A 24,566-nucleotide genomic window follows, 5' to 3' on the forward strand; every position below is an offset into this window, starting at 1 on the left:
ACGGCCTGGATGTCGTACGTGACCGTGTCGCGGAGCATGTTGAACCACTGCCGGCAGCCGGTGCTGTGCAGCCAGCGTTCGGCGAAAATGCCCTTGGTGTTGTCGCGGTAGAACAGGAAATGGGCCCATTCCTTGTCGGTCAGTTCGTTCGGGTTTTCCGGGTAGGGCACGTGGGCCTGGCCGCCGTAATGGAACTCGGTCTCGTCGCGCGAGCCGCAGTTGGGGCAGGAGATGAGCAGCATGTCCGGACTCTCTTCTAGTGGGCCACGGCGGCAGCGCCGTGTTCGTCGATCAGGGCACCGGTTTCAAAGCGCTCCAAGGCAAAGGGCTTGTTGAGCTGGTGCGGTGCGCCGGTGGCGATGGTGTGCGCGAACGTCAGGCCGGCGGCCGGCGTGCCCTTGAAGCCGCCGGTTCCCCAGCCGCAGTTGACGAACATGTTGTCCACGGGCGTGGTGCCCACGATCGGCGAGGCATCCAGCGTGGTGTCCACGATGCCGCCCCAGGTCCGGAGCACGTGTGCCCGGGCAAAGATCGGGAACAGCTCGACGGCGGCCGCCATCTGGTGCTCGATCACGTGGAAGGAACCGCGCTGGCCGTAGCCGTTGTAGGAGTCAACGCCGGCGCCCATGACCAGTTCGCCCTTGTGTGCCTGGGAGACGTAAACGTGGACGTGGTTGGACATGACGACCGTGGGGTGGACGGGCTCGTGGAGCTCGGACACCAGTGCCTGCAGCGGGTGGGACTGGATGGGGAGCCGGAAGCCCGCCATTTCCGCCAGGACCGAGCTGTGCCCGGCGGCGCAGAGACCCACCTTTTCGGTGTTGATGGTGCCGCGGTTGGTCTTGACGCCCACCACGCGGTTGCCGTCCTTGACGAAGCCTGTGACTTCGCAGTTCTGGATGATGTCCACGCCGAGTTCGTCGCACTTGCGGGCGAAGGCCCAGGCCACGTGGTCGTGCTTGGCGATGCCGGCGCGCGGCTGGTAGGTGGCGCCCATGACCGGGTAGCGGATGTTGTCGCTGATGTTAAGGATGGGGCAGAGTTCCTTGACCTGCTGCGGGTCCAGCCATTCCGCGTCCACGCCGTTGAGCTTGTTGGCGCCCACGCGGCGGATGCTTTCGCGCACGTCGCCCAGGGTGTGGGCCAGGTTCATCACGCCGCGCTGGCTGAAGAGGAAGTCGTACTCCAGCTCTTCGGGCAGGATCTCCCACAGCTTCAGGGCGTGCTCGTAGATGGCGGCGCTCTCGTCCCAGAGGTAGTTGGAACGGATGATGGTGGTGTTACGGGCCATGTTGCCGCCGGCCAGCCAGCCCTTCTCCAGGACGGCGATGTTGGTCATGCCGTGGTTCTTGGCCAGGAAGTACGCGGTGGCCAGGCCGTGCCCACCGCCGCCGACGATCACGGCGTCATAGGAGGACTTGGGCTCCGGGTTGTGCCACAGGAAATCCGGGTGCTCCGGAAGCAGGTCGGCCATCATGCCACCTCGGTCGTGTCAGAGGAAAGGTTGGGGTAGAGGGGGAACTTTCCGGCCAGAATTTCAACCCGCTGCCGGAGTTCCACCACGGTCTCTTCGCTGAACTCGCGCTTGAGTGCCGAGGCGATAATGTCCGCGACCTCGGTGAATTCTGCCTTTCCGAACCCACGCGTGGCCAGTGCCGGCGTGCCGATACGAAGGCCGGAAGAGACCATCGGCGGACGCGGGTCGAAGGGCACGGCGTTGCGGTTGACCGTGATGCCGATCTGGTGCAGGCGGTCTTCGCCCTGCTGGCCGTCAAGTTCCGAATTGCGCAGGTCCACCAGGACCAGGTGCACGTCAGTGCCACCGCTGACTACGGTCACGCCGGACTCTGCGACGTCGGCGGACAGCATGCGTTCTGCGATGATGCGGGCACCTTCCAGCGTGCGTTCCTGGCGGTCGCGGAACGCCGGCTCAGCAGCGAGCTTGAACGCAACAGCCTTCGCAGCGATCACGTGCTCCAGCGGGCCACCCTGCTGTCCGGGGAACACCGCGGAGTTGACCTTCTTGGCGATGTCGGCGTCGTTGGTCAGGATCACACCACCCCGTGGGCCTCCAAGGGTCTTGTGGGTGGTGCTCGTGACGATGTGGGCGTGAGGCACGGGGTTGGGGTGAAGCCCTGCAGCCACCAGGCCTGCGAAGTGGGCCATGTCCACCATCAGGTAGGCACCCACCAGATCGGCGATGCGCCGGAACTCGGCGAAGTCGAGCTGACGGGAGTAAGCGGACCAGCCGGCAACGATCAGCTTCGGCTTGTTCTCAACCGCCAGACGCTCCACTTCCGACATGTCGATCTGCATGGTGTCCTCACGGACTCCGTAGGGAACTACCTTGTACAGCTTGCCGGAGAAGTTGATCTTCATGCCGTGGGTCAGATGGCCACCGTGAGCCAGGTTCAGGCCCAGGATGGTGTCTCCGGGCTGGATCAGGGCGAACATCGCCGCTGCGTTGGCCTGTGCACCGGAGTGCGGTTGGACATTGGCAAATTCCGAACCAAACAGTGACTTGAGACGGTCGATGGCCAGCTGTTCGACGACATCCACGTGTTCGCAACCGCCGTAGTAGCGCTTGCCGGGGTAGCCCTCGGCGTACTTGTTTGTCAGCACAGAGCCCTGCGCCTCCATAACGGCGGACGGAGCAAAATTCTCCGAGGCGATCATCTCCAGCGTGCCCTGCTGACGCAGCAGTTCCTGCTGCACAGCCGCGTGGATCAGTGGATCGGTCGCTGCAAGCGAGCGGGTCAGAACGTCAACCATCATATCTCCTAGTCAGTGTCTAATATCCTGTTGATATATTAGTTACGTGACTCAAGTATGCTACCCGTCACAATGAGTGTCAACAGATTTCGGAGGTCGCTTTGAACCATGCCTGGCGGCGCTTGGCTGGCCGGGAACCTGCTTAAGATTCGGAAGCGCGGGTCCTGGGACACGCGCTTCCGAATGCCGGTGGAGAATGGCGCGCAGATTAGGTGAAGAGCGCCTTGCGGACGGCATCCTCGAAGCCGCTGACATGACTCCTCGCCAGGTCGGCGGCCAGTGCTTCATTGCCCTCGATCACGGCGCGCAGCAGATCCAGGTGCTCGTGCACGTGGCGGGAGAGATCGGGAAGTCGATCAAGAACCATGCACCATATGCGTGTGGCGAGGTTGTCGTAACGCATAAGGACATCTTCAAGATGGGGATTGGCCGCGGCCGCGTATATTCCCTGATGAACGAGGGCGTCCAGGCGTAACGCTTCGACGACGGACGCGGATTGCGTATCGAACGACTCCACGGCGCGCATCACTGTCCGCAGTTTTTCCCGCTCCTGCTCTGAAGCCACCCGAGCAGCGCGTGAGGCAGCAAAAGGCTCAAGCTGGGTTCGAATTTCGGAAATATAGGCAAGGTCGGTAACCTCCACACGCGTGGCAAAAGTCCCCCGGCGCGGGTACGAAACAACCAGCCGGTCAAGCTCGAGCCGCTTCAAGGCTTCCCGCACCGGAGTCCGGCCCATGCCGAGATCCCTCGCCAGGAGGTCATCATTGAGCAAATCGCCAGGCTTGATATCCAGCGTCAACAGCCGGTCCCGGAGACGCTCGTACGCCACATCGGCAAACGACTTTTTTGCGGCATCATCCACCACTTCCAAGGCCTCAAGTACCACGGCAGACTCCTTTCCATTCGAGCAAAATAGGCTATTGACCTCACCCTCTGGCCAGTATACGCTGACTCCCAACCTAATATATCAGTTCGTGATGTAGGAATATATCTAAAGGAGGAGACGTGACCCTAGTGGCTACAGACTCAACAACCAGCACGCTGACCAAAGGCGAGCCTCGCGTGGAAGAGCAGTCCCAGAAGTTCGTACTCACACTGTCGTGCGTCGAACGAGCTGGCATTGTTCAGGCCGTCACCACTTTCCTCTTCGAACGTGGCTTCAATATCGAAGAGCACCAGCAGTTTGACGACGGGCTCCGCCAGACGCTGCACCTGCGCACCGCATTCTCGGGGTCCTCGGAGTACACGCCGGAGAGGCTCCAGGAGGAATTCGCAGCGATTGCGGACCGCTTCGAGATGAAGTTCAGCTTCCATGACCAGACCAAGCAACGCATCCTCGTGATGGTGTCCAAGTTCGGTCACTGCCTGAACGACCTGCTCTTCCGCTGGCGCGGCGGAAGCCTCGGAGGCGACATCGCCCTTATAGTTTCCAACCATGAAACCCACCGGGCCATGGCCGAGGCCGCCGGCCTCCCCTTCATCTATCTCCCGGTAACCCCTGAGACAAAGTCAGATGCTGAACGGCGCCTGCTGGAACTGGTGGACGAGCACAACATCGACCTTGTGGTGCTCGCCCGGTACATGCAGGTACTGTCCGACGACCTCTGCCGCTCCCTGGAAGGCCGGGCTATCAACATCCACCACTCCTTCCTCCCGGGATTCAAGGGTGCACGCCCTTACCACCAGGCGTACGACCGTGGAGTCAAGCTGGTGGGCGCAACGGCCCACTACGTAACCGCGGAACTGGATGAGGGGCCAATCATCGAACAGGAAGTCATCAGGGTCGACCACAGCTACGGACCGAACACCCTTTCAACAGTCGGACAGGACGCCGAAGCACTGGCACTCTCCCGGGCCGTGCGGTGGCACTGCGAACACCGTGTGTTGCTGGACCAAACCAGCACCGTAGTGTTCCGCTAAAGCACCAGCACCCGCCCAGTAGAGACAACACACGAAAATCAGCAGGAGAAACCACATGGCATCGACGCCAAGCATTGTCATTATCGGAGCTGGAATCGTCGGCACAAACCTGGCTGACGAACTGGTCACACGGGGTTGGAACAACATCACCGTCTTGGACCAGGGACCCCTGAATATGCCAGGAGGCTCCACGTCACACGCCCCGGGCCTCGTTTTCCAGACGAACCCTTCAAAGACCATGGCTGCCTTCGCCAAGTACACGGTTGAGAAGCTCCTGTCCCTGAGCGAGGACGGCGTCAGCTGCTTCAACCAGGTCGGCGGGTTGGAAGTTGCTACCACCGAGACCCGACTCGCGGACCTGAAGCGGAAGCTGGGCTATGCCGCCGCGTGGGGTATCGAGGGCAAGATCCTCTCCCGCGCCGAGTGCAAGGAGCTTTACCCGCTCCTGAACGAGGAAGACATCCTTGGCGGACTCCACGTTCCCAGCGACGGTCTGGCCCGCGCTGCCCGCGCAGTCCAGCTGCTGATCAAGCGGACCGAAGCCGCAGGCGTCAAGTACCTCGGCAACACCACGGTGACCGGCATCGAACAATCCGGCCACCGGGTCACCGGCGTCCAGACATCCGAAGGAACCATCGCGGCCGACATCGTGGTTTCCTGCGCCGGCTTCTGGGGCGCCAAGATCGGCGAGATGATCGGGATGTCCGTCCCGCTCCTGCCGTTGGCCCACCAGTACGTGAAGACCACCCCGGTGCCGGCGCAGAAGGGCCGCAACGAACTGCCCAACGACGCTACTCTGCCGATCCTGCGGCACCAGGACCAGGACCTCTACTATCGCGAGCACGGCGACCGCTACGGCATCGGTTCCTATGCGCACCGTCCCATGCCCGTGGATCTTGATGAACTCGGCTCCTACGACCCCAGCAGCATCAGTGAACACAACATGCCCTCCCGCCTCGACTTCACCCTGGAGGACTTCCTCCCGGCATGGGAAGCAACCAAGCAGCTGCTGCCGGCCCTGCGCGAGAGCGACATCGAGGATGGCTTCAACGGCATCTTCTCCTTCACCCCGGACGGCGGACCCCTGATGGGCGAGTCCAAGGAACTAGACGGCTTCTTCGTCGCCGAAGCGGTGTGGGTGACCCACTCCGCAGGCGTAGCCCGCGCCATGGCCGAACTGCTGACCACCGGAAAGTCGGAGATCGACCTCGGCGAGTGCGACATCCACCGTTTCGAGGACGTGCAGCTCACCCCCGAATACGTCAGCGAAACGTCCCAGCAGAACTTCGTGGAAATCTACGACGTCCTGCACCCGCTGCAGCCAAAGCTCTCTCCGCGGAACCTGCGCGTCAGCCCGTTCCACGCCCGCCACAAGCAGTTGGGCGGCTTCTTCCTGGAGGGCGGCGGATGGGAGCGGCCCTACTGGTTCGAAGCGAACGCCGAACTGCTCAAGGAGATGCCTGACGAATGGCAGCCGCCGGCACGTGACGCCTGGTCCGGGATGTTCAGCTCGCCCATCGCCGCAGCCGAAGCCTGGAAGACGCGCACCGCGGTGGCCATGTACGACATGACCCCGCTCAAGCGCCTTGAGGTCTCCGGCCCCGGAGCCTTGAAGCTGCTGCAGGAGCTGACTACCGCCGACATGACCAAGAAGCCGGGGGCCGTCACCTACACCCTCCTGCTGGACCACGCAGGTGGGATCCGAAGCGATATCACCGTGGCCCGCCTGAGCGAAGACACCTTCCAGCTCGGAGCCAATGGAAACATCGACACGGCCTACTTTGAGCGGGCCGCACGCCACCAGACGGAAAACGGAACCGCCAGCGACTGGGTCCAGGTGCGCGACACCACCGGCGGAACATGCTGCATCGGACTGTGGGGACCCCTCGCCCGGGACCTTATCAGCAACGTCAGCAGCGACGACTTCTCCAACGACGGCCTGCGCTACTTCCGAGCCAAGAAGGTTGTCATAGGAGGAGTCACCGTCACCGCGATGCGGCTGTCCTACGTCGGCGAGCTGGGCTGGGAACTGTACACCAGCGCGGACAACGGCCAGCGCTTGTGGGATGCACTGTGGAAGGCAGGGCAGCCGTTCGGCGTCATTGCTGCCGGCCGTGCCGCGTTCAGCTCCCTGCGTCTGGAAAAGGGCTACCGCTCGTGGGGCACTGACATGACCACCGAGCACGACCCGCTGGAAGCGGGACTCGGTTTCGCCGTGAAGATGACCAAGGAAAACTTCGTCGGAAAGGCCGCCTTGGAGGGCCGGACCGAGGAGAACTCCGCCCGCCGCCTGCGCTGCCTGACGGTCGACGACGGCCGGAGCATCGTGCTGGGCAAGGAACCGGTCTTTTACAAGGACCAGGCAGTCGGCTACGTCACCAGTGCCGCCTACGGCTACACCGTCGCCAAGCCGATCGCCTACGCGTACCTCCCGGCCGCTGTCTCCATTGGTGACTCGGTCGAGATCGAGTACTTCGGTCGGCGCATCCAAGCCACAGTCACCGCAGATCCGCTGTACGACCCGACGATGAGCAGGCTCCGCGGCTAACAACCGCCAGGCCGTTCAAGGGCACGCGGCCCGGACTCTTCACCTCGCAACCAGAGTCCGGGCCGCTGCTCTTCCATCACGTCTCAGAACCTGCCCAGTCGACTCAAGCTTCAGCCCAGGAAGACCCATGATCAGCTCAGAAACAATCAACGAATACCTCGCCAGGCTTGCCTCGCGAGAACCCACCCCAGGCGGCGGCGCGGCCGCCGCGCTCCACGCCGCCCAGGGGGCGGCGCTCGTCGCCATGGTCGCCAGATACACCACCGGCACGAAATACGAGCAGCACGCCGAACTCGTCCAAAGGATCATCACCGCCGCCGACGGACTGGTCGTCGACGCCCTGCGCCTGGCGGACGCTGACCAACATGCGTTCCAAGGCGTCATCGACTCGTACAAACTTCCGTCCGGGACCGAAGACCTCAAAGCCGCACGGACGGCATCCGTCCAGGATGCGCTCATCCTGGCCGCACAAACCCCCGCACAGCTCATTAAGCTCGCCGGCGCCGTCCTGGACCTTGCCACGGAACTGTTCGAGGTCGCGAACGCCAATGTGATCAGCGACATCGCTGCTGCCGCCGACGCAGCCCGCGCAGCCGCAAGCACCGCCCGGGTGAACATCGACATTAACGTGGTGGCCATCAAAGACGCCGCGGCCCGTTCACGGTTGGCTGATCAAACCGACGGCCTCGAGGAAAAGGTCATCCTGGCAGCAAACTCCCTCGTGGGGCGCGTGCGTGGAAGGATTCTCGGTTGAGCGCCGTACTCCTCTCCGGAAAAGCACTGGCAAAGACCATTCAGCAGATGGCCCACCATGAGGCCCGGGAGCTCGAAGCCCACGGGCTACGCCCCACACTTGCAGTTGTTGTGGCCACCGACGACGGCTCCACCCACTGGTATGTCCGGTCCATCGAACGTGCCGCCGAAAGCGCCGCCATCAGTTGCCGGATCGTGGACCTGGGACCCGATGCCACCGGACAGGTCCTGGCCTCAGTCCTGAAGGACCTCAGCGAGGACCCATCCGTTAACGGCATCATCCTCCAGACGCCCCTGCCTCCAGGCATCGGAACAGATGAGCTGGTGGGGCACATTGCCCCGGAGAAGGACGTCGATGGCGCGAACCCGTTGAGCCTTGGCCGCCTGGCCGTTGGCCAGCCCTCATTCGCACCTGCCACGGCCCGGGCCGTGATCGAGATCCTGGACCACTTCGACATCCCGCTGGCAGGCCGGAATGTGGTCGTCATTGGCCGCTCCGCCGTAGTGGGAAAGCCGCTGTCCCTGCTGCTGCTGGAGCGCGACGCCGCCGTCACCGTCTGCCACTCCCGGTCAGGTCCGTTGGAGAAATACACCAAGGCCGCAGACGTCGTGGTCGTGGCAGCCGGGCGTACCGGTCTGCTAAACGGCGGCCATGTCTCGTCCGCGGCCGTGGTGATTGACGTCGGCACCAACGTCCTACCTGACGGATCCCTCGTGGGGGATGTCGACGAGACCAGCGTGCGGGGCACCGCCGCGGCGCTGACTCCTGTCCCGGGCGGCGTCGGCTCCGTCACCACATCCCTGCTTCTTCTGCACACAACCGAGGCCGCGCGGCAACAGTCGCGTGCTTTGGTCCCGGGAACCGCCGGGTGACCCACCGCGGTTTTGTATCCGCGCTGGTGCAGGTGATGAATTCCTTCTGCACAGCGCGGATCCAAACCGACCGGGATGTGCTGCACGCGCCCGGCGAATGCCCCGATGTTGTATTCGTGACCGGCCAAGGCAACCCCGGGCACTGTATGCTCTGGATTTCCCCCCCCCCCCCCCCNNAGCGGAAGACGGCATCCGAGGGCCCCTCTGGGTCCGTGGGCGCGGAGAATGGGTTTAAGAGACACCCGATTGCTCTGGGTTTCCCCCCCCCCCCCCCGGGCCGCAGGACTCCCCATTCGGGGCACAGGCGGAGATCACAGTCTTGGGACCCCTCACACCCGGAGGCGCCGCTGCACGCAGCCCAGGCCCTCGCGCAGCTTCCCGCCCTCGCCACAGTTCAAGGTTTGCGGCAACTGCCCGCTTCCCCGGCCCTCCATTGTGTTTCGCTTGCGGCCTATCCGGATCCGGAAGCGGCCTTCCACGAGTTCTACGGGCTGTCCAGCCACCGCGTCCGGCTGGACAGCTCGAACGCGGCAACGGATCCTGGGGCGGGACGTAACCGCTACAGCATCATGACTGACGATTCCGGCAGCCGCGGAATGAGGGCACAGCATGTGAACGGTGTGACCACCGTGGAATCGAGGCTGGTAACCAGCCGAATTCCAGGTCCCTCCTTCAGCTGGCTGGACAGGAATTGGTGCAGCAGTCAGGCACGGGATCCGGATCTTCCGCCCGTGCTCGATTCGCCCTGGGCTGGCTGGGCTACCTGGGCTACGAGCTCAAGCGCGAGTGTGGCGGGAATGCGGTGGAATCACCGCTGCGGGATGCCTCATTGATCCGCTGCAGCCCGGCCGTGGTGTTCGACCATGATGCGCGGTGCGTATACCTTCTGGCGGAGGCCGGCGCGGAAGGCCGGCAATGGTGCAGGACCGCCGCCCTCCGGATCGGGCGCCTGCCCTCCGCGCCCCGGCCCCTCAGCAACGGGTTGCCGGCCGTGCAGTTCGGCGCAGCTGACACCGCCGGATCCTACCTGCGAAAGATCGCTGCGTCCCAGGACGAAATCACGCAGGGGAACTCCTACGAGGTCTGTCTCACGACGCAGATCTTCAGCAACCTCCACGAGGGCGTAGATCCGTGGGAGTTCTACCGGCGTCTCCGCCGAGCCAGCCCGGCGCCGTTCGCAAGCCTCGTCCAGCTCGGTGCGGTAACCATCGCGAGTTCTTCGCCGGAGCGATTCCTCAGTATCACCGCAAACGGTCGCGTCCGCGGCGAACCCATTAAAGGAACGCGACGACGGGACGCGTCACCGGAGGCAGACAGGCGCCTGAAGCGTAGCCTCACAACGTCGGCAAAGACAGGGCGGAGAACATCATGATCGTGGACCTGATGCGAAACGATCTCTCGCGCCATGCCGAACCGGGTACGGTCTTTGTGACGCGACTCTCCGATGTGGAGACTTACGCAACAGTGCACCAGCTTGTGAGCACCATCGAAGCCACGATTGCCCCGGGCCAGTCACGGGCGGCTGTCGTGGCTGCTGCCTATCCTTCCGGCTCGATGACTGGGGCTCCCAAGATCAGCAGCATGGACATCCTGGACAAATTGGAATCCGGACCGCGCGGGCCCTATCCAGGTGTGGTTGGCTACTTTTCCCCCAATGGCGCCGCGGATCTGTCGGTCACGATTCGCAGCGCCGTCTTCCAGAATTCACCCGCAGGCGGACAGCGGCTCTCCCTGGGCATCGGCGGGGCCATCACAGCGGATTCGGACCCCGACGATGAGCTGGCAGAGATCCAGACCAAAGCCAAGCCCATCCGTGGTGTCCTGGGCGCCGCTTTCCCTGGATGAGCTCGATCCGTACGGCTCCAGGCCCAAAAAATTACAGGACTGCCCTGATCAGATTCTCGAAGTCGGCGACGTGCTGTGTGGTCAGCCGTGCAGCTGCTTCGGAGTCCCCCGCCGCGATGCACTCGAGAAGCTCTATATGCTGGGCAATATGCTCCGACACCGGGGGGAGCTTTTCCAGCACCAGGCTCCAAATCCGCGTTGCCAGGTTGTCATACCGAATGAGGATATCTTCAAGGTGCCGGCTTCCAGTGGCGCGGTAGATCATCCGGTGGACCCGCATGTCCAGGCGCATGAGATCCCGTTGCGAGTGCATCCCGGGCAGAAGCTGGCCGACTTCCCGGGCAAAGTCCCTCAGCTCCTGCCGACGCTGCGGCGATGCCATACGCGCAGCCCGCGCTGCTGCTGCCGGCTCCAGAAGCTGGCGTATCTCCGAGATTTCTGCCAAGTCAGTTATGTCTACGCCTGCGGCGAATGTTCCCCGCCGGGGATAGGCCACCACCAAATGGTCGCTTTCGAGGCGCTTCATAGCTTCCCGGATCGGCGTTCTGCCAACACCTAGGCGCCTTGAAATGACTTCGTCGTTGAGCGGCTCGCCCGGTTTGATGTCCAGAACGATTAATTCATCGCACAAGACCCTGTAGGCGAAGTCGGCGAAGGACTCGTCGTCCTGCCTTTCCGGCAGGTACGCCGGTCTCGCCTCCACCGGTAATCCGCCAGCGTGTGACATGTCCTAGTCCCCTTCTGGTGTGCGTCCGAGCCTTGACGCGCCGGCTCATACTACATAGTATTCCTATAACTGATATATCAATACGTAAGCAAAAGAATATCAAGAGCTTCAGTGCCTTTCAGATGGTGGGGCCCTGGAATTAACGGGACATGCATCCCGTACGCCACGAATGGAGAGCAATGGGCAATGAAGCTGTTGCAAGGATGCGGTTGGAAGTTGTTCCGTCAGGGATCTGCTTACGGCGTTCCCCTGGTGTTTAATCCTCCGGGCTCCGTGAGTGCGACGCGCCTTCCGCACTTGCCCCTTACCCGGCCTCCTGGACAGCCTTCCGAGGCTGCAGGAGACCATTACAGAGCTACCACCCAACCCCACCCACCCCCTGTTTCTTGCCCAGATCTGAAGGAACGAACACATGGCTTCAAAAGCCCCGTTGCATAACATCGACGAGTCAAAGCTGACCGTCACCAAACCCAAGACCAAGGCCGTCGGAATTCCCGCGGTGGTGAACTCGCTGAAGATCTCCCTCGAGCAGATGGGTCCGCTGCGCAGTGTCCAAACGCTGCTGGCAGTCAACCAGGTCGACGGGTTCGACTGCATGGGCTGCGCGTGGCCCGAACACGAAAAGCGCAACGCCGCCGAGTTCTGCGAAAATGGCGCGAAGGCAGTGGCCGAGGAGGGCACCCGCCGCCGCGTCACCCCCGAGTTCTTCGCCAAACACTCCATCGAGGACCTGAAAACGCGGGACGACTACTGGCTGGGCCAGCAGGGCCGGCTGACCCACCCGATGTTCTTGGCCGAGGGAGCCACGCACTACACACCCATCGAATGGGACGCAGCCTATGAGCTGATCGCCCAGGAGATGAAAGAAATGGACCATCCCGGCCAGGCAGTTTTTTACACTTCCGGGCGGACCTCGAATGAAGCCGCTTTCCTCTACCAGCTCCTCGTGCGGGGACTAGGCACCAATAATCTCCCCGATTGCTCCAACATGTGCCACGAGTCCACGGGTTCAGCCCTCGTTGAAACCATCGGCATCGGCAAGGGCTCGGTCAGCCTCGTCGACCTGGAGACAGCCTCGCTGATCTTCGTTGCCGGGCAGAATCCAGGTACTAACCACCCGCGCATGCTCAGCGCCCTGGAAAAAGCGAAGAAGAACGGCGCCGTCATCATCTCCGTCAACCCGCTTCCCGAGGCCGGGCTGCTCCGGTTCGAGAATCCACAGACGATCTCCGGAACGCTCGTGGGCACGCAACTGACCGACGACTTCCTGCAGATCCGGGCCGGCGGGGATCAGGCCCTCTTCCAGGGGCTTGGCAAATACCTCCTCGAGGCGGAGGTGCAGGGGAGGAAGACCCCGGGACTGACTACGGTCCTGGACCACGAATTCATCAATAACCACACCGTGGGCATCAACGAATACCTGCGGCACCTCGAAAAGGTCCAGTGGAGTGAAATAGTCGAAGCCACGGGCCTGAGCTTGGAGCAGATCAAGACCACGGGCGAACGCCTGCTGGCCTCCAATGCCACCATCGTCTGCTGGGCCATGGGCCTAACCCAGCACAAACACTCAGTTCCCACACTCCGGGACGTCGTCAACGTGCTGCTTCTCCAAGGCAACATCGGTAAGCCCGGAGCAGGAGTATGCCCCGTCCGCGGCCACTCGAACGTTCAGGGCGACCGCACCATGGGCATCTTCGAAAAGATGCCGGAGGCGTTCCACGACAGGCTGGACCAGGAGTTCAAGTTCCGTTCCCCTCGCAAGCACGGCTACGACACCGTTGCGGCGATTCGTGCCATGCGGGACGGCCAAGTCCGCGTCTTCATCGGGATGGGTGGAAACTTCGTCCGGGCGGCCCCGGATTCCGAGGTCACGGAGCGGGCACTGGCCAACACAGACCTGACGGTACAGATCTCCACGAAGCTGAACCATTCCCACGTATCCACGGGCCGACGCGCGCTGATCCTCCCGACGCTGGGTCGGACCGAAAAGGACGCGCAGCGCACCGGGGACCAGAGAGTGACGGTGGAAGACTCGATGAGCGCCGTCCATGCGTCCCGCGGACGCATTAAGCCGGCCAGCGAGCACCTTCACTCAGAAGTGGCCATTGTATGCAACCTCGCCCATAAGCTCTTCACCGACAGTGACAACCTCCCACTGCCCAACACGCCTAAAGCTGCCTGGCTCTCGATGAAAGACGACTACTCCCTGGTCCGGAAACACATCGAGGCGGTCATCGACGGCTTCGAAGATTTCGAGGCGCGGATCCAGCACCCTGGCGGCTTTGTCCTCCCCCACCCTCCGCGGGACGCCAGACAGTTCGGGACCGCGTCGGGCAAGGCCCACTTTACCGGCAATAAGCTGGAATTCATCAAAGTACCCGAGGGGCGGCTGGTCCTTCAGACCCTGCGTTCACATGACCAGTACAACACGACCATCTATGGCAAGGATGACCGATACCGCGGTATCCACGGCGGGCGTCGGGTGGTTCTTGTCAACGAGGCTGACATCGCTGAGCTGGGTTTTAGGGACGGTGACATGGTTCATTTGATTTCCGAGTTCCGCGGGACAGAGCGGCGGGCCGACAGCTTCCGGATCGTTTCGTACTCGACACCGAAGGGCTGTGCGGCAGCATACTACCCGGAGACCAACGTGCTCGTGCCGCTCGATTCGGTAGCTGACACCAGCGGTACACCGACATCCAAGTCCGTCATCGTGCGGCTGGAACGGGCCGAAGCGTGAGCGCCGATATGACGACGGCAACCGCGTCCACGGGCGTGGACGGGCCGCGGGTTGAGCAGGCCGTCCGGGAATATTTACTTGCGGTCGGAGAGGACCCGGACAGGCCAGGGCTCGTGGATACGCCCGCGCGGGTAGCCCGGGCGGCTGTGGAGATGTTTGGCGGGCTTCATGAGGACCCTCTGGCTGTGCTGGATAAGACCTTTGATCTTGGGCACGGAGAAATGGTCATAGTCAAGGACATCCCCTTCTACTCCACCTGCGAGCACCACCTGGTGCCGTTCCACGGTGTAGCCCACGTTGGCTACATCCCATCGGCTGAGGGTCTCGTCACGGGACTAAGCAAGCTGGCCCGTCTCGTCGATGTCTTTGCACGCAGGCCCCAGGTCCAGGAACGGCTGACAACCCAGGTCGTTGATGCGCTGGTCAGTTCGCTGCGGCCCCTGGGGGCCATTGTGGTAGTTGAGTGCGAGCACCTCTGCATGTCGATGCGCGGTGTCCGCAAGCCCGGGGCCAAAACCATCACTTCAGCCGTCCGCGGGGAGCTCCGTCTGCCGGCGGCCCGGGCTGAGGCGCTCAGCCTGATACACGGGCGCTAGGAAATTTCTAGACACACGCCCAGTCCTGCAATACGATCTACTGATATATCTTTACTTGTGATTGGGAATATCAGTACCGGAGGATTACCACACGGTCGCCTCCGCAGGGGCAGCGGCCCAGAGCTAGGCACCAACGGGAGGCCCGGCCTGGTACCTCGGCCTCCCCCGGTTCCCATCACGGATGGACCGCCCCCGTGAACGATGCTTCGATGGCCTGAAAACCTGGGGAGGTAGCTCATCGAAGCATCGCTTTCGGGCGGCGGAGCAGCATCGAATTCCTCGTAACATAACAATTGTCCAAGGAGTGTCCCATGTCAGGAAACAGAGCAGTCGCCTACAAGGAACCCGGTGTCGTCGAGATCATCAATACCGACTACCCGACGTTCGAACTCAAAGACGGACCCGGCGTCAATCCGGCCAACGTGGGCCGGAAAGTACCCCACGGTGCGATCCTGCGTACGGTGACAACCAACATCTGTGGCTCGGACCAGCACATGGTGCGCGGCCGCACCACCGCTCCCCAGGACCTCGTCCTCGGCCATGAAATCACCGGTGAGGTGGTGGAAGTCGGACCGGATGTGGAGTTCATCAAGGTGGGAGACATTGTCTCTGTACCCTTCAACATCTCCTGTGGCCGTTGCCGGAACTGCAAGGAGCGCAAGACCGGCATCTGCCTGAACGTCAACCCGGACCGCCCGGGCAGCGCCTACGGTTATGTGGATATGGGTGGCTGGGTGGGCGGCCAGGCAGAATACGTGCTGGTCCCCTACGCTGACTGGAACCTGCTGAGGTTTCCGGACCGCGACCAGGCTCTGGAAAAGATCATGGACCTGACCATGCTTTCAGATATCTTCCCCACCGGGTTTCACGGAGCCGTCACCGCCGGCGTGGGCGTGGGATCCACCGTTTACATCGCCGGGGCCGGTCCGGTCGGCTTGGCCGCCGCCGTCGGCGCCCAGCTGCTTGGCGCTGCAGTCGTGATTATCGGCGACATGAACGAGGACCGCCTGGCACAGGCCCGGTCGTTCGGATGCGAAACCGTGAACGTGTCCAACGGAGACCCCAAGGACCAAATTGACCAGATCCTGGGCGTTCCAGAAGTGGACTGCGCCGTGGATGCCGTCGGTTTCGAAGCCCGCGGCCACGGGAAGGATGCCTCCCACGAAGCCCCGGCAACCGTGTTGAACTCCCTCATGGACATTACCGCTGCAGGTGGTGCGCTGGGTATCCCCGGCCTGTACGTCACCGGAGATCCGGGTGGAATTGACGATGCAGCCAAGCATGGCTCCCTCTCGCTGTCCCTCGGCACCGGCTGGGCAAAGTCCCTGTCCTTCACCACCGGCCAGTGCCCGGTCATGAATTACAACCGCCAACTGATGATGGCCATCCTTCATGACAAGGTCCAGATCGCCAAGGCAGTGAATGCCACAGCGATCCCGCTTGAGGATGCACCGCGCGGCTATGCCGAATTCGACGCCGGCTCGGCAACAAAGTTCGTGCTGAACCCGAACGGATACGTCAAGGCGTAACACCCCGGCTGACGGGGCCGGGGACTGCGAGGCGGGCACCACGTGGTGCAATCCTTACGTTCCCCGGCCCTGCACGTTTCAGTGCATCACTACCTTTAGAAAAGGGGCCACCGTTGCTCGTCCAAGAGCCGGCCACAAGCGACAGCACTTCGAAGTTTCACCTTGCATGGCGACCTTCGGGGCATCCCTCCCCCACCTGGCCTGAAGCCCGGCAGCTGGCTTTCGATTGCGCGGTCCCGCTCGCGCCCGTGGATGTCCCGCTCCCATTGGCAGTGGGTCGCACCCTTACCCGCGACGTCGCCGCCCTGCAAAAACTCCCCCATTATGACTCCTCTGCCATGGACGGCTGGGCCATTAACGGCGGTGGTCCGTGGATCCTTACCGACCACGAACCCTTTCTGTTCCCCGGGCGTGCCAGCGTCATAGCTACCGGCGGACTGGTCCCTGCCGGCGCCCAGTCGATACTCCGCAAGGAAAGCGGCCAGATCCATCAAAACGCTGACGGCAGCCTTCTCCTGCGGCTCAATGACCCCGCAAAGGAAGGCGAACCGGGGCCGGGCCAACACCTTCGGCCTGCAGGCGAAGAAGCTGCCGCCGGTGAAGTGCTGATCCCCGCAGGCACAATACTGAACCCCGCCCACCTTGCCCTCGCTGCTGTGGCTGGCCACGACGAACTGCAGGTCCAGGCGAAACCAGTGGTGGCGATCGTATTGACCGGCTCCGAAGTGGTAACTCAGGGCGTTCCGGCACCAGGACAGGTCAGAGACACGTTTGGTCCGCAGCTGGGCACGGTCATTTCCCTTCTGGGGGGCACGCCCGCCGGCTCCCTGCGGATTGGGGATTCCTACCCCGAATGGCTCGCGGCACTTTGCGGTTCAGACGCGTTCCCCGGGCGGATGCCGGACGTGATCATAACCACTGGCGGAACTGGCTGTTCAGGGACAGATCATTTTCGCGCCGCCGTGGCCGCCCTCGGTGGGCGCCTGCTGCTGGATGGCATCGCTATGCGCCCCGGCCACCCGGCCGTCCTGGCCGAACTCCCCGATGGTCGCTTCGTCGTCGGACTTCCTGGAAATCCCTTGGCCGCAATGATGGCCCTCATCACACTCGCAGACCCGCTGCTGGCGGCACTCGGAGGCAGGCCCCTGAACGCTGTTGGACAGGTGACCTCCGCCGCTGACGTTGATCCGTACCCTGGCCGTACGCGTCTTCTTCCCTGCAGGTTCATCGAGGGGCTGGCCTTCCCCGCCTCCCATACAGGGCCCGGCATGATGCGTGGACTGGCTTGGGCCGACGGCGTCATGGCCGTTCCCCCTGGCGGAGTCCAGTCCGGCGAGCCGGTCCCTGTGCTCCCCCTCCCCTGGACGCAGGCTAACCAACAATTCTTTCCACCACCAACCGAGCACGGAGCACCGCATGGCCCGCATGACACAGCGCCGTAAGATCCACCGCTTCCATCTGGACGGTTCCGGCACCGAATACGCGGTACGGGTCAAGGAAGACATACTCGCCGCTGAGGAGCCCTTGGAAATCCGAATCGGCGGCCGCTCTTTCGCTGTCACCATGAGGACCCCTGGGGACGATTTTGACCTAGTGGCCGGGTTCCTGGTCTCAGAAGGCATCATCAGTTCCCACTCCGAGCTCGTATCGCTGCGCTTTTGCGCCGGCGAGGCCGGGGGAGAACAGACGTATAACGTGATCGAGGCCCAGCTGAGGCCGGGTGTACCCATGCCGGACACTATGCGGCATGTCTATACTTCAAGCTCCTGTGGCATCTGTGGGACAGACTCCATCGACTCCGTCCGCAAGACCCTACCGTTCGATCCCGCCCAGGACGCGCTGCGGATTCCCGTGGATCTTCTCGCCGAACTGCCGGAGCGGCTTCGCGAGGCCCAAGGTCTGTTCGACAAGACCGGCGGCGTCCATGCGGCCGGCCTGTTCAAGGTGGACGGTACCAGCCCGGAACTACTTTGCCTCCGGGAAGACGTCGGCCGCCACAATGCGGTCGACAAAGTGGTGGGGTGGGCCCTCCGGCAAGACCTGCTGCCGTTGAGCGGCACCGTACTCCAGGTTTCGGGGCGGGCTTCCTTCGAGCTTGTCCAGAAGGCCGCCATGGCCGGCATTCCCGTCCTGTCTGCCGTGAGCGCGCCCTCCAGTCTGGCCGCCGACCTCGCCGTCGAGACCGGAGTGACGTTGGTTGCATTCAGCAGGGGACACAGCCTGAATGTCTACGCGGGACGCGAAAGGCTGGGCCCTCAGCAGAAAGTGATCCGCGAGGAAACCTATGCCCGGCGTTGACGTAGTCCTCGCCCAGCTCAGTGAAGACCCTATCTCGGTGGACCGGGCTACAGCGGCAGTCCAAGGCGACGAAGCCGGGGCGGTGGTCAGCTTCAGCGGCGTGGTCCGGAACCACGACGGCGGCATGGCCGTCAGCAGATTAAGCTACTCGGCTCACCCCACAGCACATCACATCCTGGCCGAAGTCGTGACAGAACTGGTCGCGGAGCATGCCGGGAAGGCCGATAAGCCGGTCCGCATCTGGGCCGCCCACCGCGTCGGGATGCTCCAAGTGGGTGATCCTGCACTGGTCTGTGCCGTCTCGGCAGCCCACCGTGGCCAGGCCTTTGCTGTGTGTTCAGAACTTGTGGACCGCATCAAAGCCCGCGTGCCGATCTGGAAAGAACAGTTCTTCGAAGACGGCACCGTGGAGTGGGTCGGCGCAGGCCAGACCATAGCCACCCGCCCAACCTGGCCAAACCCAGAAAAAGGAGCATCCTGACCGCGACCATTTCAACAACCCAGTCAAGTGCCCCCGTTACGTCCAACGGACACTCTAGGTCAGTTGGTGCCGACGGCGCCATCATCTGACCGATCACTACGACACGGCGGCGCGCAGTTCGACCTCGTGACAAAGCACGACTGCGCCGACAAATGCTCCGACTCGGACTGTATAGGAGGGACTCCCACGGGGAGTACCCCAACCGTTGAGGCCCGCCGTCCGGGCCCGGACATTAAATAGCTGCTCACCTGATGCACCAACCCGCCTTGGTGGCACGTAGCTTCGCAGCCCGTGCCGCCTAGGCACACCCACCTCCAACGCCCGTAGCAAAGGTTAGCTACATTTTCCAGCACACGACCAAGAACACACGGCCTCGGCCATATGGAAGGGAAGCACATGACTGATAGGCAGGAACACCCCCCGGTCCCCACCCCCGGAAGTGCCCAGGGCTTGGACCAGAAGGTTGAGGGCGGATGCCCGGTGGCGCACGGCAGCGTGACATCGCACGGCAGCGAGAGTGAAAACCCTGCCATCGATTCACCTCAGCCCAAGGCGCACCGGCCCCGCACCGTGGCGGACTGGTGGCCCAACCAGCTCGACCTCTCGGTGCTTCACAGCCATAACCCGGCGGGCAACCCCCTTGGCCCCACGTTCAGCTACCGAGAGGAGTTCCAGAAGCTCGACGTCGAGGCGCTCAAGCAGGACATCATCCAGGTCCTCACCACCTCCCAAGACTGGTGGCCCGCGGACTTCGGCCACTACGGCGGCCTGATGATCCGGTTGAGCTGGCACGCCGCCGGCACCTACCGCGTCCACGACGGCCGCGGCGGTGCGGGCGATGGCAGCCAGCGGTTCGCGCCGCTCAACAGCTGGCCGGACAACGCCAACCTGGACAAGGCGCGGCGGCTGCTGTGGCCCGTGAAGCAGAAGTACGGCCAGAAGCTCTCCTGGGCGGACCTGCTGGTCCTGGCCGGCAACGTGGCCCTCGAGTCCATGGGATTCAAAACTTTCGGCTTCGCCTTCGGCCGCGAAGACGTGTGGGAGCCCGAGGAGATCTTCTGGGGACCGGAGGACACTTGGCTTGGCGACGAACGCTACATCGGCGAGGGCCAGATGTCGGAGGAGGTCGGCTCCACGGAAATGGGCCTGATCTACGTCAACCCCGAGGGACCTATGGGGAACCCGGATCCCGAACTCGCGGCAGCGTTTATCCGCGAGACCTTTAAGCGGATGGCGATGAACGACGAAGAGACCTTCGCGCTAATCGCCGGTGGCCATACCTTCGGCAAGACCCACGGCGCCGGCGACGCCGACGCGCACGTAGGTCCCGAGCCGGAAGGCGCCAACCTTGAGGCGCAGGGGCTGGGCTGGCTCAGCACCTACGGCAGCGGCAAGGGGGCGGACACGATCACCTCCGGCCTCGAGGTCACCTGGACCGACCGGCCCACCCAATGGAGCAACCGCTTCCTGGAGATCCTGTTCGGGCACGAGTGGGAGCTCGTCAAGAGCCCCGCCGGCGCCCACCAGTGGGTGGCCAAGGACGCCCCGGAAATCATCCCGGACGCGCACGACCCCGAGAAAAAGCACCGGCCAACCATGCTGACCACGGACCTGTCCCTGCGCTTCGATCCAATCTACGAGGAGATCGGGCAGCGCTTCCTGAAGAACCCGGACGAGTTCCAGCTCGCCTTTGCCAAGGCCTGGTACAAGCTGCTGCACCGCGACATGGGACCCGTCGGTCCCCACATGCTCGGGCCGTGGGTCCCCGAGGCCCAGCTCTGGCAGGACCCGCTCCCCGCCGTCGACCACGAGCTGATCGACGAGCAGGACATCGCCTCCCTCAAGGCCCAACTGCTGGGCTCGGGCCTGTCCGTCTCGCAGCTCGCGAGCACCGCGTGGGCCGCCGCGTCCACGTTCCGCAAGACCGACAAGCGCGGCGGCGCCAACGGTGCGCGGATCCGGCTGGAGCCCCAGCGCGGCTGGGAGGTCAACGAGCCCGAGCAGCTGACGGGCGCGCTACAGGCAATCGAGTCAGTGCAGCAGCAGTTCAACTCCGCCCAGACAGGGGGCAAGAAAGTCTCGCTGGCCGACCTAATCCTCCTCGGCGGCTGCGCCGCGGTGGAGAAGGCGGCGAGCGATGCCGGAGTCCCCGTCACCGTGCCGTTCCAGCCCGGCCGCACCGATGCCGCCCAGGACCAGACCGACGTCGAGCAGTTCCAGTACCTGAAGCCGCGGGCGGACGGATTCCGGAACTACGTGCGTCCCGGCGAGAAGCTCCAGCCGGAGACACTCCTGCTGGACAAGGCGTACCTGCTGGACCTCTCCGCGCCGGAAATGACGGCGCTCATCGGCGGCATGCGCGCCCTCGGCACCAACGTCGGCGGTTCCGCTCACGGCGTACTCACGGACAGGCCCCAGGTCCTGACCAACGACTTCTTTGCCAATCTGCTCTCACCGGGCACCAAGTGGAAGGCGTCGGAGAATGAGGAGAACGTCTACGAGATCACCGACGTCGCCACCGGTGAACTGAAGTGGACGGCCACGCCGGTGGACCTGGTCTTCGGTTCCAACTCGCAGCTTCGGGCCATCGCCGAGGTCTACGCCAGCGACGACGCGAAGGAGAAGTTCGTCAACGACTTCGTGACAGCCTGGGTGAAGGTCATGGAGCTCGACCGCTTCGATCTGGACTGACCGATGCCTCCGGGCCATCGCCATCACGGTCCCTGACCACGTACCCGCATAAGCCACACACCAACGCCCCGCCCTCCATCCACGGAGGGCGGGGCGTTTCGTCGTTGAGATACAGGTCCCCTCTGCTACTGGGCCTCTGTCGGCCGGCTATTGAGCCATGGGACCAATTCTTCATGGGCGATGAGTGGTTTCGAATTGACGTAGCGCGCTACTAATTAGCTGTTTTCGATTTGGCGCCGCAGGAGCGTAGTACTGCATCCGACTCGGGCAGCGGCCTCATCCAGACTTAGCTAGGTGTATTGAGCTGAGAGGTTAGTGACGCGGCTGGCCGGTGGCTGACCTTTGAGTCAGGTGTGGCCCCGATGATGATTGCAGTGATGGAGCCAGTCGGCGAAGGCGGCAACACGCTCGGCCTCTGATGCATAGGGCTTGGTATAGGCCCGTTCATCGAGCATGGTGCGTTTGTATCGTTCTACTTTGCCGTTGGTTTGGGGCCTGTAAGGGCGGGTGCGTTTGTGCTTGATGTCCGGGCCCAGTGCTTCTTTGAAGGCATGGGAGCGGTAGCAGGATCCGTAATCGGTCAATACCCGTCTAAGCGTGGTTCCCCACGCTTGGAATAGGCGTTCGCGCTCCCAGAACCCGGCTGCGGTTTCCTTCTTCTCATCGGGCAGGACCTCGGTGTAAGCGAGCCGGGAATGGTCATCGACGGCGTTGTGCAGGAAGGCGTAGCCCGGTCGCCGGTTGGCCATGGTGCCGGTCTTGTTGCGGTTTCCGGCGGCCCTGCCCAGGCTTCGGTGTCCGCCGCCGTCAGGGATCCGTCCGAGATTCTTGATGTCGACAGGGACCAGATCCCCCGGGCTCTTGCGCTCGTAGCGGCGGATCACTCTCCCCGAGGCCCGGTCCAGCCAGGACAGCCGGGCCAGCCCAACCTGGAAAGCACCCGGTGCACCTGGAGGGATGGATGCCCAACAGAAAGCCGATCCTGGCCGGCCCCCAGCGGCGGTTAACCCGGATCGCGATGATCCGCCGCTCCGGCCGCACCGGCGTCCGCCGTGGGGAGCTGGCAGGCCGACTGGAACCGTCACCCAGGCCTTGCTCCTGGAACCGTTCCGCCGCCCGGCGAAGGGTCCCCCCTCATCGACGAGGCACCGGGCCAGCCGTAGCCCGTCCTTGGGCGTCAAGAGCGCGTTAGCATGGGACATTGAAGACCTCCTTGCGATGCGGACTCTTAGACAAGCCCCACTCCACTCGGAGGTCTTCTTTTGTCACCTATCCACGCCGAGCGTTCCTAACGTCCGCGGTCAATACATCTAGGCAACCAGGCCCAACAACGGGCCAGCGGTGGCCATAAAGCCGTCAGCATTGACCCTCATCAAGACACCGGGAGTGGTTACAGCCCGCAAACGGCCCTTTCGTGGGTAGGTTGTGGGCGCACTCTGGCTCATCCTGGGGCCGCGGACCGTCTAGTGTGGCGCAGAAGGCCGGCCGCGCGGACATGTCGCCACCTTCTGGACCTGTGGCCCGTCGACCACGACTCGCGGTCATGCGATTTCAGAGATCGTCTTCGGGTCGGGCGGCGAGGATCCGATTGGCGCTGACCTGCAGGATGCCGAGCGACTCCTGGATCAAGGGCGAGGAGATGCTGCCCTTGCGCACTGCAGCAACAATGCGACGCGTGGGTTTCGCCTTACCGGTGATCCGCAGTCGAACCACGTTTTCGGCACTGCGCAGGGGGGCCAGTCGCGGCAGCAGGCCCACGCCCAGCCCGGCACCAACGAAGGCGATCTGGGTTTCCCATTCAACGGCCTCATGGGCGATGCGCGGTGTCACCCCTACTGCCGTGAATGCAGCGGTGAAGAGGGAATGGTAGGTGGAACCGGCGGTCTCGGTGATCCAGGGTTCCGATGCCAGCTCTTCAAGCGTCGCTGTTTCCCGTGATGCCAGCGGATGGTCGGCGGGAATGATCACGTCCAGGGGATCGTCGAGCAGGACGGTCTGCTCGAAGCGCGGGTCGTCCTCCACATGGGTCTCGGACTGCATGGCGACGATGACCGCGAGGTCGATTCGCTCGGCAACCAACAAGTCGAAGCAGCGGGCCGGGTCGGCCTCGAGTACCTGCACCTCCAGCAGGGGGCGCGTGGAGCGCAGGGTGGCGGCCAACGGAGCGAGTAACTGGGCGGCCGCAGTGGAGAATCCGCCGAGCCCAAAACGAGACTGGACCTGGTCGCCGGCCTCCATGGCCGCGGCGCGCAGGGTCTCCCATTCCGCAATGAGGGTGTCCGAGCCCGCCACGAGAAAGCGGCCCGTGGCGGTCAGCCGCACACCCCGGCCGTCCTTCGTCAGCAGCTGCATCCCAAGCACACGCTGGAGCTCCCGCAATTGCGCGGAGACGGCGGACGGAGAATAACCCATGAGCTCCGCGGTTGCGCCCACGGTGCCACACCGGGCAAAGACCCGAAGTGTGATGAGCCTTGAATCGATCATGCACCCATTGTGCACTGTTATCTCTCAAATCTTACGCTTTTATTGCAGAAGATTTGTGACTAATGTCATCGCTACAACGTTTGCGACAACGCCGGTTGCACCCACCAACTCCGTGGTCTCCACGAATTCCACACTTCCCCAGCCCTTCCGGGAGGACACCCAATGACTGCTTCAGTGAACGCGCCCCTCAATTCACGCGGAAAACTCGCTTCATCTTTGCCTGCAGAGCAGCTGGCGGAGATCAGCGAGCTGTTCGAGTTCCGGCGCAAGGGATATTCCCTCGACGCGCCCTTCTACACCGATCCGACG

The 24,566-nt window shown here is 63.3% G+C and carries 17 protein-coding genes and 3 pseudogenes; 13 read left to right on the top strand and 7 right to left on the bottom strand.

Annotation, left to right across the window (positions count from 1 at the left end):
• The 4 genes from J7I85_RS19155 to J7I85_RS19170 form a co-directional block, all read right to left on the bottom strand.
• Positions 1-242, bottom strand: a 242-nt coding sequence (locus J7I85_RS19155; protein WP_214855625.1) for a sarcosine oxidase subunit delta, incomplete at its 3' end; no start/stop codon positions are given.
• Between the two features lie 14 nt (positions 243-256).
• Complete coding sequence (locus tag J7I85_RS19160) at positions 257-1,477, bottom strand: sarcosine oxidase subunit beta family protein (RefSeq protein ID WP_374102499.1); 1,221 nt, start codon at positions 1,475-1,477, stop codon at positions 257-259.
• Positions 1,474-2,772: a serine hydroxymethyltransferase gene (gene glyA, locus J7I85_RS19165; protein ID WP_214855642.1), complete on the bottom strand. Its 1,299-nt coding sequence runs from the start codon at positions 2,770-2,772 to the stop codon at positions 1,474-1,476. Before glyA ends, J7I85_RS19160 begins: the two co-directional genes overlap by 4 nt.
• Before the next feature lie 208 nt (positions 2,773-2,980).
• Positions 2,981-3,658 (bottom strand): GntR family transcriptional regulator, encoded by a 678-nt coding sequence (locus J7I85_RS19170; protein ID WP_214855481.1) that lies wholly within the window; start codon positions 3,656-3,658, stop codon positions 2,981-2,983.
• Between the two features lie 119 nt (positions 3,659-3,777).
• Between J7I85_RS19170 and purU the strand changes: the two genes are divergently transcribed.
• The 5 genes and pseudogenes from purU to J7I85_RS25210 all read left to right on the top strand — a co-directional run bounded on the left by purU (position 3,778) and on the right by J7I85_RS25210 (position 10,711).
• Entirely contained in the window at positions 3,778-4,692 is a 915-nt protein-coding gene (gene purU / locus J7I85_RS19175; protein WP_214855497.1) for a formyltetrahydrofolate deformylase, read from the top strand.
• Between the two features lie 55 nt (positions 4,693-4,747).
• Entirely contained in the window at positions 4,748-7,240 is a 2,493-nt protein-coding gene (locus tag J7I85_RS19180; RefSeq protein ID WP_214855500.1) for an FAD-dependent oxidoreductase, read from the top strand.
• A gap of 127 nt (positions 7,241-7,367) precedes the next feature.
• Positions 7,368-7,994, top strand: coding sequence for a cyclodeaminase/cyclohydrolase family protein (locus J7I85_RS19185; protein ID WP_214855503.1), 627 nt, complete (start codon positions 7,368-7,370; stop codon positions 7,992-7,994).
• Positions 7,991-8,866: a bifunctional 5,10-methylenetetrahydrofolate dehydrogenase/5,10-methenyltetrahydrofolate cyclohydrolase gene (locus J7I85_RS19190; RefSeq protein WP_214855519.1), complete on the top strand. Its 876-nt coding sequence runs from the start codon at positions 7,991-7,993 to the stop codon at positions 8,864-8,866. The genes J7I85_RS19185 and J7I85_RS19190 overlap by 4 nt, the downstream gene beginning before the upstream one ends.
• A 694-nt stretch (positions 8,867-9,560) precedes the next feature.
• A pseudogene (locus tag J7I85_RS25210) lies at positions 9,561-10,711 on the top strand (anthranilate synthase component I family protein).
• Between the two features lie 31 nt (positions 10,712-10,742).
• On the opposite strand, the gene J7I85_RS19205 reads toward J7I85_RS25210, so the two are convergent.
• Entirely contained in the window at positions 10,743-11,438 is a 696-nt protein-coding gene (locus J7I85_RS19205; protein WP_214855550.1) for a GntR family transcriptional regulator, read from the bottom strand.
• 412 nt (positions 11,439-11,850) lie between these two features.
• On the opposite strand from J7I85_RS19205, the gene J7I85_RS19210 reads away from it, so the two are divergent.
• From J7I85_RS19210 to katG, 7 genes are all read left to right on the top strand, one after another.
• Positions 11,851-14,178, top strand: coding sequence for an FdhF/YdeP family oxidoreductase (locus J7I85_RS19210; protein ID WP_214855565.1), 2,328 nt, complete (start codon positions 11,851-11,853; stop codon positions 14,176-14,178).
• A gap of 8 nt (positions 14,179-14,186) precedes the next feature.
• On the top strand, positions 14,187-14,774 hold the full coding sequence (gene folE, locus J7I85_RS19215; protein WP_214855568.1) for a GTP cyclohydrolase I FolE: 588 nt from the start codon (positions 14,187-14,189) through the stop codon (positions 14,772-14,774).
• 311 nt (positions 14,775-15,085) lie between these two features.
• Positions 15,086-16,303, top strand: a complete 1,218-nt coding sequence (gene fdhA / locus J7I85_RS19220; RefSeq protein WP_214855583.1) for a formaldehyde dehydrogenase, glutathione-independent — start codon at positions 15,086-15,088, stop codon at positions 16,301-16,303.
• A gap of 215 nt (positions 16,304-16,518) precedes the next feature.
• The gene (locus J7I85_RS19225) at positions 16,519-17,745 is read left to right on the top strand and encodes a molybdopterin molybdotransferase MoeA (protein WP_251024571.1); all 1,227 of its coding nucleotides are present in this window, start codon (positions 16,519-16,521) and stop codon (positions 17,743-17,745) included.
• A complete protein-coding gene (gene fdhD / locus J7I85_RS19230; protein ID WP_214855601.1) occupies positions 17,720-18,601 on the top strand; it encodes a formate dehydrogenase accessory sulfurtransferase FdhD in 882 nt (293 codons plus the stop codon). Before J7I85_RS19225 ends, fdhD begins: the two co-directional genes overlap by 26 nt.
• Positions 18,588-19,082 carry a molybdenum cofactor biosynthesis protein MoaE gene (locus J7I85_RS19235; protein ID WP_214855604.1) on the top strand — a complete coding sequence of 165 codons (495 nt, stop codon included), beginning with the start codon at positions 18,588-18,590 and terminating at the stop codon, positions 19,080-19,082. Before fdhD ends, J7I85_RS19235 begins: the two co-directional genes overlap by 14 nt.
• A gap of 396 nt (positions 19,083-19,478) precedes the next feature.
• Positions 19,479-21,773: a catalase/peroxidase HPI gene (gene katG / locus J7I85_RS19240; RefSeq protein WP_214855619.1), complete on the top strand. Its 2,295-nt coding sequence runs from the start codon at positions 19,479-19,481 to the stop codon at positions 21,771-21,773.
• A 347-nt stretch (positions 21,774-22,120) separates the two neighbouring features.
• Here the strand turns inward: katG and J7I85_RS19245 are convergent.
• A pseudogene (locus J7I85_RS19245) lies at positions 22,121-22,975 on the bottom strand (IS481 family transposase).
• Between the two features lie 349 nt (positions 22,976-23,324).
• Positions 23,325-24,257: a LysR family transcriptional regulator gene (locus J7I85_RS19250; protein WP_214855622.1), complete on the bottom strand. Its 933-nt coding sequence runs from the start codon at positions 24,255-24,257 to the stop codon at positions 23,325-23,327.
• Between the two features lie 162 nt (positions 24,258-24,419).
• Here J7I85_RS19250 and J7I85_RS25765 point away from each other — a divergent pair.
• Positions 24,420-24,566: pseudogene (locus tag J7I85_RS25765) on the top strand (aromatic ring-hydroxylating dioxygenase subunit alpha); the annotation flags it as partial.

Origin of the sequence: Arthrobacter sp. ISL-65 (assembly GCF_018613795.1) — a bacterium.
Classification (GTDB): Bacteria; Actinomycetota; Actinomycetes; order Actinomycetales; family Micrococcaceae; genus Arthrobacter.